Source organism: Gracilibacillus lacisalsi DSM 19029 (genome assembly GCF_000377765.1).
In the GTDB taxonomy this organism is placed as follows: domain Bacteria; phylum Bacillota; class Bacilli; order Bacillales; family Amphibacillaceae; genus Gracilibacillus; species Gracilibacillus lacisalsi.
The window spans coordinates 26,613-33,836 of the sequence record NZ_KB898685.1 but is presented as its reverse complement, the minus strand read 5'-3'; the positions used below and the strand labels follow the sequence as shown (position 1 = coordinate 33,836).

The 7,224-nt window shown below is 36.9% G+C and carries 5 protein-coding genes; 3 read left to right on the top strand and 2 right to left on the bottom strand.

The genetic code is table 11. From position 1 onward, the window contains the following. Positions 1-1,358 (top strand): UDP-N-acetylmuramoyl-tripeptide--D-alanyl-D-alanine ligase (locus D569_RS0120910; RefSeq protein WP_018934391.1); only part of this gene is annotated, 1,358 nt, incomplete at its 5' end. 21 nt (positions 1,359-1,379) lie between these two features. Beyond that, positions 1,380-2,558, top strand: coding sequence for a D-alanine--D-alanine ligase family protein (locus D569_RS0120905; protein WP_018934390.1), 1,179 nt, complete (start codon positions 1,380-1,382; stop codon positions 2,556-2,558). A 653-nt stretch (positions 2,559-3,211) separates the two neighbouring features. Here D569_RS0120905 and D569_RS0120900 read toward each other — a convergent pair. Then, positions 3,212-4,078 carry a helix-turn-helix domain-containing protein gene (locus D569_RS0120900; protein WP_018934389.1) on the bottom strand — a complete coding sequence of 289 codons (867 nt, stop codon included), beginning with the start codon at positions 4,076-4,078 and terminating at the stop codon, positions 3,212-3,214. Between the two features lie 143 nt (positions 4,079-4,221). Between D569_RS0120900 and D569_RS0120895 the strand changes: the two genes are divergently transcribed. Then, complete coding sequence (locus D569_RS0120895; RefSeq protein WP_018934388.1) at positions 4,222-6,498, top strand: glycoside hydrolase family 127 protein; 2,277 nt, start codon at positions 4,222-4,224, stop codon at positions 6,496-6,498. A gap of 84 nt (positions 6,499-6,582) precedes the next feature. Here D569_RS0120895 and D569_RS24170 read toward each other — a convergent pair whose 3' ends face one another. Next, positions 6,583-6,729: a YjcZ family sporulation protein gene (locus D569_RS24170; RefSeq protein WP_018934387.1), complete on the bottom strand. Its 147-nt coding sequence runs from the start codon at positions 6,727-6,729 to the stop codon at positions 6,583-6,585. Between the last annotated feature and the right edge of the window lie 495 nt (positions 6,730-7,224).

The window sequence follows — 7,224 nt, the reverse complement described above, 5'->3', positions numbered from 1 at the left end:
TCGTGATCGCATTGCTAGGTCTATTCGTGCCTAGAACGAAACAAGAAAAGAAAAAATTAGCTGTTACCGCACGTGTCAAACGTCTGATTACGACTATTGCGATTATTTATCTTTTCTTATTCGCAACGAGCTTGCATTTTATTTGGAATGATTACCCGTTAAGCTATGCTGGGTTAGTGATGGTGTTAGGTTCGATCTTCACATATGGAGTAGTGTTATTGGCTAATCTTATTAACAAGCCGATTGAAAATAGAATCAAAGAATACTATTATCAAGATGCAAAACGAATGATCAACAGTGCCAAAAATACGAAAACAATCGGAATTACCGGTAGTTTTGGTAAAACAAGTACAAAGTTTATTTTAGATACGATTTTGTCATCACATTTTAATACATTAAAAACACCGAATAGTTTTAACACAAAAATAGGTGTAACGATTACTATCCGTAACTCTTTAAAGCCATATCATGATGTATTTATTGCCGAAATGGGGGCGAAAGAGCCAGGTAATATTCAGGAAATCTGTGAGTTAGTAGGGCATAAATATGCGATTCTAACAGCAATTGGGGAACAACACCTCGAAACGTTCAAAACATTAGACAACATTAAAAAAACAAAATATGAGATTGTTGAAACATTGCCAGCTGACGGCATTGCTTTCCTCAATCGTGATGATCAAAACATTATGTCTTATACCCCGAAAAATCAGTGCCGTAAAGTTTATTTTGGAATCGATGATAAAGAAGCAGACTATCTAGCTTCTGCTATTCGTTTTCACCAAAAAGGTACTACATTTAGGGTGACAAACAAAGCAGGCACATTAGATGCAGATTTTGAAACCAAATTATTAGGTAAGCATAATGTATATAATATTTTGGCTGCAATTAGTGTGGCGTGGGAAATGGGAGTTCCTCTATCCAGACTGCAAATGGGTGTGAAGAAGATTCAGGCAGTTAAACATAGGATGGAAATAAAGAAAGGATTCGGTAATTTAACGGTAATTGATGACAGTTTTAATTCGAATCCGACTGGTTCTCGTATGGCTTTAGAAGTACTTTCTTCGATGGAAGGATTTAAAGTATTAGTGACACCAGGTATGGTAGAATTAGGTGATAAGGAATATCAATATAATAAAGCATTTGGTGAATATGCGAGTGATGCGTGTGACTATGTGATTTTAGTAGGTGAAAAACAAACAAAACCTATTCAGGATGGACTTCGTGAAAAAGGCTATCCCGAGGAACAATTATTTATTGCCAAAGATTTAAATCACGCAATATCACAAATTCAAGCATTGAACCGCCAAGATGCAATTATCTTATTGGAGAATGATTTACCTGACACATATAACGAGTAATGATATTAGGAGGAATAGGCTGTGAAAACGAGAGTAGCCGTAATCTTTGGTGGTGTATCTGTAGAACATGAAGTTTCCGTTATCTCGGCACTTCAAGCATATAATGCAATTGATCGATCCAAATATGAACCAGTACCGATTTATATTAGCAAAACAAAAGAATGGTATACAGGTGATGTATTAACAGATATCGAAAATTACAAAGACTTAGACCAGTTGTTTAAACAGGCTGATAAAGTCGTACTGGAACAAGAAGGGGAAGGGAATATTGTATTAAAGAAAAAGGAACGTTCCCTTTTCTCAAAAGGAGTTATTACAACGATAGATGTTGTTTTCCCGGTTATTCATGGTACAAACGGTGAGGATGGGTCATTACAAGGTTATCTGGAATTATTAGGTCTTCCTTATGTCGGCTGTGATGTTGCGTCATCAGCAGCTGGTATGGATAAAGTAATGATGAAGCAGATTTTACATGATTCCGGAGTACCTATTGTTGATTATGAATGGTTTTACTCAAGTCAGTGGCATGAAGAGCAAGATAACATTAAACAATTAACTAATAAAGTCGGATATCCAGTAATTGTGAAGCCTGCAAATTTAGGTTCAAGCGTAGGCATTTCCAAAGCAGAAAACGAAGAGGAATTAGAAGAAGCAATCGAGCTAGCCATTTCCTACAGTTTTAAAATAATTATTGAAAAGATGGTAACAGATCTCACGGAGGTTAACTGTTCTGTTATTGGTGATTATGAAAAAGTGGAAAGTTCGGTATGTGAACAGGTGTTAAGCACCGATGAGATTTTATCATATGCTGATAAATATCAGAGTGGAGGGAAAACAGGAGATACAAAAGGGATGGAAAGTGTAAACCGAATTATCCCTGCAGAAATTAGTGAGGAAGCTACTGCGAAGGTTAAAGAATTAGCAGAGAAAACCTTCCGCTTATTGAATGCAAGTGGTGTTTCTCGAATTGACTTTTTGTTAAATCCTGATGGAGAGGTTTTTGTCAATGAGATCAATACGATTCCAGGTTCACTATCTTTCTATTTATGGGAACCAAGCGGAAAAGATTTTCAACAATTAACAGATCAACTAATCCAACTAGCGTTAAAACGAGAAAGAGAACGTCAATCGATCCAGTTCTCCATTGACACCAACCTCTTCTCACTACACAGTAAAGGCCAAGGTTCGAAAGGAAAATAAGTAATGTTGAAGACACGGAATTTACCGTGTCTTTTCTTAGCAGATAGGAAAGCATATAATACGCAACATGATAGTGTTTTTATATCATAGGTGGTCATTTTGAAATGATATGTAGACGGAAAGCATCGCTTCGGCTGCCTGCTTTCCTTTCCGTGGGGTTTTACCTTCAGCTAACTTTTCCAAGCAAAAACCGCTTGAAAAAGTGGATCTTCAGGTAAAACAGTTTCCACAGGAGTTGAAACGGGCGGCCTCCGCTATAAAGCAGCTCTACACCGTAAGTGACAGCTAACTTTTTGAGGTATTATACAATGTAAAATAAAAGACGTAATGTCCGTACGTTAAAAAAATGTAGAACGTAATTAAGCGAAGTGGGCAAGCCGGAGCGGTTGTTATGCCTATCATTCATGTCAAAATAACTACTTTGCACAGGACCGCGTGGGCTTTCCGGGTTTTTCTTGTAAAACAAGAAAGTATAAAATTTGCGCAGATGTTTAGCTCCGAGCGCCCAAAAACTAGGCGACTTCACGAATCGCCCTACGATAAGTCATCATCGGTTCGCAAACTCACCGTGATTCCTTTATCTCAGTTGATTCTGAAGCCGCTACGTTTCTAAGCGGGCGTTCTGCGCTTTTCTTACAGATAGATAATGTTTTTCAACCTCGATAAATTTGTCTCAAGTAATCGGTTGGAGGCATGCCGGTTACTTTCTTGAAGACTCGACTAAAATAAAAAGGATTAGAGAATCCTAGTTTGTCGCTCACTTCTGAAACATTGTAGTTTTCTTTGCGAAATAATTGAATTGCCTTTTCCACCATGCGCTCATTTTGATATTGTGTAATGCTTTTACCTGTATGCTGTTTAAACAGCGTGGAAAGATAAGCATAATTCATACCTAAAGCTTCTGATATCTCTTGGCTCGATAATTTGTTACTTTGCTGTTCATCAATTAACCGAATCATTTTAGCTATCATTCTATTTGATTTTCTATTTGTATAGGTTTCCAAATTCTCCAAGTATAACTCTAAAAAGAACTGATGTGTATGCATGCTGGTTAATATAGGTCGCATCGGATGAGATGATTCATACATTTCTAATAATTGCTCAAGTTGTGATTCGGTGTAGCCGAGGTGAGCCACCTCACCGTATTTAGGCAATGTCAACTTTCTTTGATATTCTTCATGATGAACAAGTGAAGTTTTTCCGTACATACTATATTCTTTAACATTTTCTTGTATATCACGATTAAAAAAATGAATATAAAACCATTCAGAACCTGGTTGATAGAATTCGCTTCCCCAATGATGGATATTTTTTCTAAGAAAAAGATAGGATCCTTTCTTTAGCTTATATACCTCGTCATCTTCTATAACTTGTAATTGTCCTTTTTTAACGAAAACGAATACATTTAATTTTGGCATCACACGATCCGGATGTTTCTCCACTCCATCTTTATCAGTCATTAAACCTATTTCATGAATAAGCGGGAATGAGCTACTTGATATAATTATAGGATGAGACAAAACGATCGCTCCTTTAAAATAGTTTGATTATATTTTAACAGAAATCAAAAAAAAAGATATGTAATTTTAGTTATTGTGAATGTACAACTGCTTCTCAACACTTCATACTAGTTATTATAGAAAAGCTAGTGGAGGTGCAGAATATGCAAAAAGTGAACTTGTTAGACGGAATGTTTAAAAACTCTCAACAGAAAGGAAAGGAATATTTACTATATTTAGATATTGATCGACTTGTTGCGCCATGTTATGAAGCTGCTGGTAAAACAGCTAAAAAAGAACGATATGGCGGATGGGAATCAATGGAGATTGCTGGCCATTCCATAGGTCACTGGCTGTCAGCTGCAGCAACGATGTATCAGGTAACAGGAGATGAAGCATTAAATAAAAAATTAGAATATGCTTTATCCGAATTAGCTGCTGTTCAATCGTTTGATAAGGATGGTTATGTAAGTGGTGTCCCGAGAGACTGTTTTGATCAAGTATTTTCTGGTGAATTTGAAGTGGGGAACTTTAACTTAGGGGGATCTTGGGTACCGTGGTATTCCATACATAAAATCTATGCAGGACTAATCGATGTCCATTACATAACCGGTTCTAAATTAGCATTGGAGATCGTGACCAAACTGGCTGACTGGGCATACAACGGTTTGCAGAGTTTAACAAAAGACCAATTCCAACGTATGTTGACCTGTGAGCATGGTGGGATGAATGAAGCATTTGCTGATCTTTATGTAATAACGAATGATACGCGTTATCTAGAGTTAGCTGAAAGATTTTATCATGAGAAAGTACTAGAACCTTTAGCGAAAGGCAAGGATGATTTAGAAGGAAAGCATGCCAACACCCAAATCCCAAAAGTGATAGGAGTAGCTAAACTATACAATATCACAGGGAAAGAAAAATATAAGCGGATTGCGACATTCTTTTGGGATCAAGTCGTTCATTATCGCACGTATGCTATCGGTGGAAATAGTATTCGAGAGCACTTTGGACCAGAAAATGATGAAGAACTAGGGATATTGACAACGGAGACATGTAATACCTATAACATGCTAAAGTTAACGGAAATCCTTTTTGGATGGGAGCAATCGGCTCATTACTATGACTATTACGAGCGTGCATTATATAACCATATTCTTGCGTCACAAGATCCTGATTCAGGAATGAAAACATACTTTGTATCTTCTGAGCCAGGACATTTTAAAGTATATCATTCACGTGATCATTCCTTTTGGTGTTGTACCGGTACAGGAATGGAGAATCCTGCAAGATATAATCGGCGTATTTTTGAAAAAATAGCTGACAGATTGTATGTCCATTTATTTATCTCAGCAGAAGCATCAATCAAATGTGATGATATGGTTGTTCGTCAACAAACCACTTTTCCATATCAGCCAAACACAACCATCACAATCGAAAAGGCAGGCAGTGAAGTAAAAGAGATTGCTTTTAGAAAGCCTTACTGGTTATCTGGTGCATCAACGATTAGAATTAATGGAAATGAAGTAAAAACGAAAGAAGATAAGGGATACCTAATCATCGAACACAATTGTCAAAAAGGAGATCAGATTACATATGATTTACCACTGCATTTACATCGATATCATGCAAAAGATGATCAGAAAAAGCAAGTAATCATGTACGGACCGATTGTGTTAGCAGGGGCATTAGGCCGTGAAAATTTCCCTGAAACAGATATTCTTGATGATCACCAGGCACTAAATAATCATCCATTAATTGATGTGCCCGTATTGGTGACAAATGAACCGTTGAATGAGTGGATAAAGATTAAAGATGTTGAAAAGCTGGTATTTGAAACAGAAGCGATCGGACAACCTGGTCACCAACAGCTGCAGTTGAAACCTTTTTATGATATTCATCATGAACGTTATACTATCTATTGGAATATTATGTCGGAACAAGAGTTCAAAGAATTTGGTGATGAAGAAAGAAAACGAAAAGCACGAGAACAAAAAATTATAGTTGATGAGGTTACGCCTAATGAACAGCAACCAGAAGTAGATCACAATATACAGGAGAAAAATTCAACCTCCGGTTACAGTAATGACGTCCATAGCGGTTGGAGAGATGCCCGGGATGAAGGGTATTTTAGTTATGACTTACGAGTTGACCCGGAAAAAGAGATGTATTTGTACATCACGTATAACAAAAGTGATTTTATGTTAGAAATCAATGGTAAAAAGATGGAAAGAGATTTTGAAATCAAAATTGATGGACATGTGCTAGCTAGAGAACACTTTAATAAACCAAATATTGGTGAGTTATATTCTAAATCTTACCCGATACCAAAGGCACTTATCAATGATAAAGACAAAGTGACGGTTACCTTTTATGCAAAAAGAAACAAGGTTGCTGGTGGCATATATCATGTTCGAATGTTAAACGAACCTTCATTATAGGGCAAGAATTATTCTATAATTGAAAAGATCCCCGGTTAGCGGGGATCTTCCTTAATGATGGAACAGGATATCCTGGATATATAATTAGCTATAGAAAGAAGCACCTACAATAATTAACAAAATGAAAAGCACAACGATTAGGGCGAATCCACCGCCATAACCACCGCCGTATCCAGCACCATATCCAGCACCGTATCCACCGTATGGAGCACAGCCTCCGTAATAGCTCATTCCTATCAACCTCCTTGTGTATTGTCACTATATAATGTATGTACCTTTTACAGATAAGTTAGGGTAAATGACTAGTTTTAGAAAAAATGGGCGATGCCAGCTTTAAAAAAATATATTGTCAGATATGTTTACAAGTTTGCTGTTGGAGTGAAAAACCTTTGTTATATTATATTCAACATATTAATTAGTGAATGTGGAAAGTTCATTAATTAATAATATACATGTAAGCCTAAATAATTAGTCCACTTTAGCCTGCTTATATGTATGATAGCTTGTTGCTCCCCTATCCATTTAAGGTGTCTGTTTTCACAAAACACAAAGAAGCCAACTTCAAAGAGAAGTTGGTTTCTTTGTGTTCTATGCCTCATAGAAGAAGATATTCCCGGAAGCGATTTTCTGTTCCGGGGAAAAAGCTCTCTCTTCCGAGGATAAACGACTATATCCCGGGAAGGGAAGAAGATATCCTCGGAACAGCAAGGTATATCCCTGGAAGCG

Coding starts and splice junctions, on each gene's coding strand:
- D569_RS0120895 (WP_018934388.1), top strand. CDS start 4,222: ATGCAAAAAGTGAACTTGTTAGACGGAATGTTTAAAAACTCTCAACAG.
- D569_RS24170 (WP_018934387.1), bottom strand. CDS start 6,729: ATGAGCTATTACGGAGGCTGTGCTCCATACGGTGGATACGGTGCTGGA.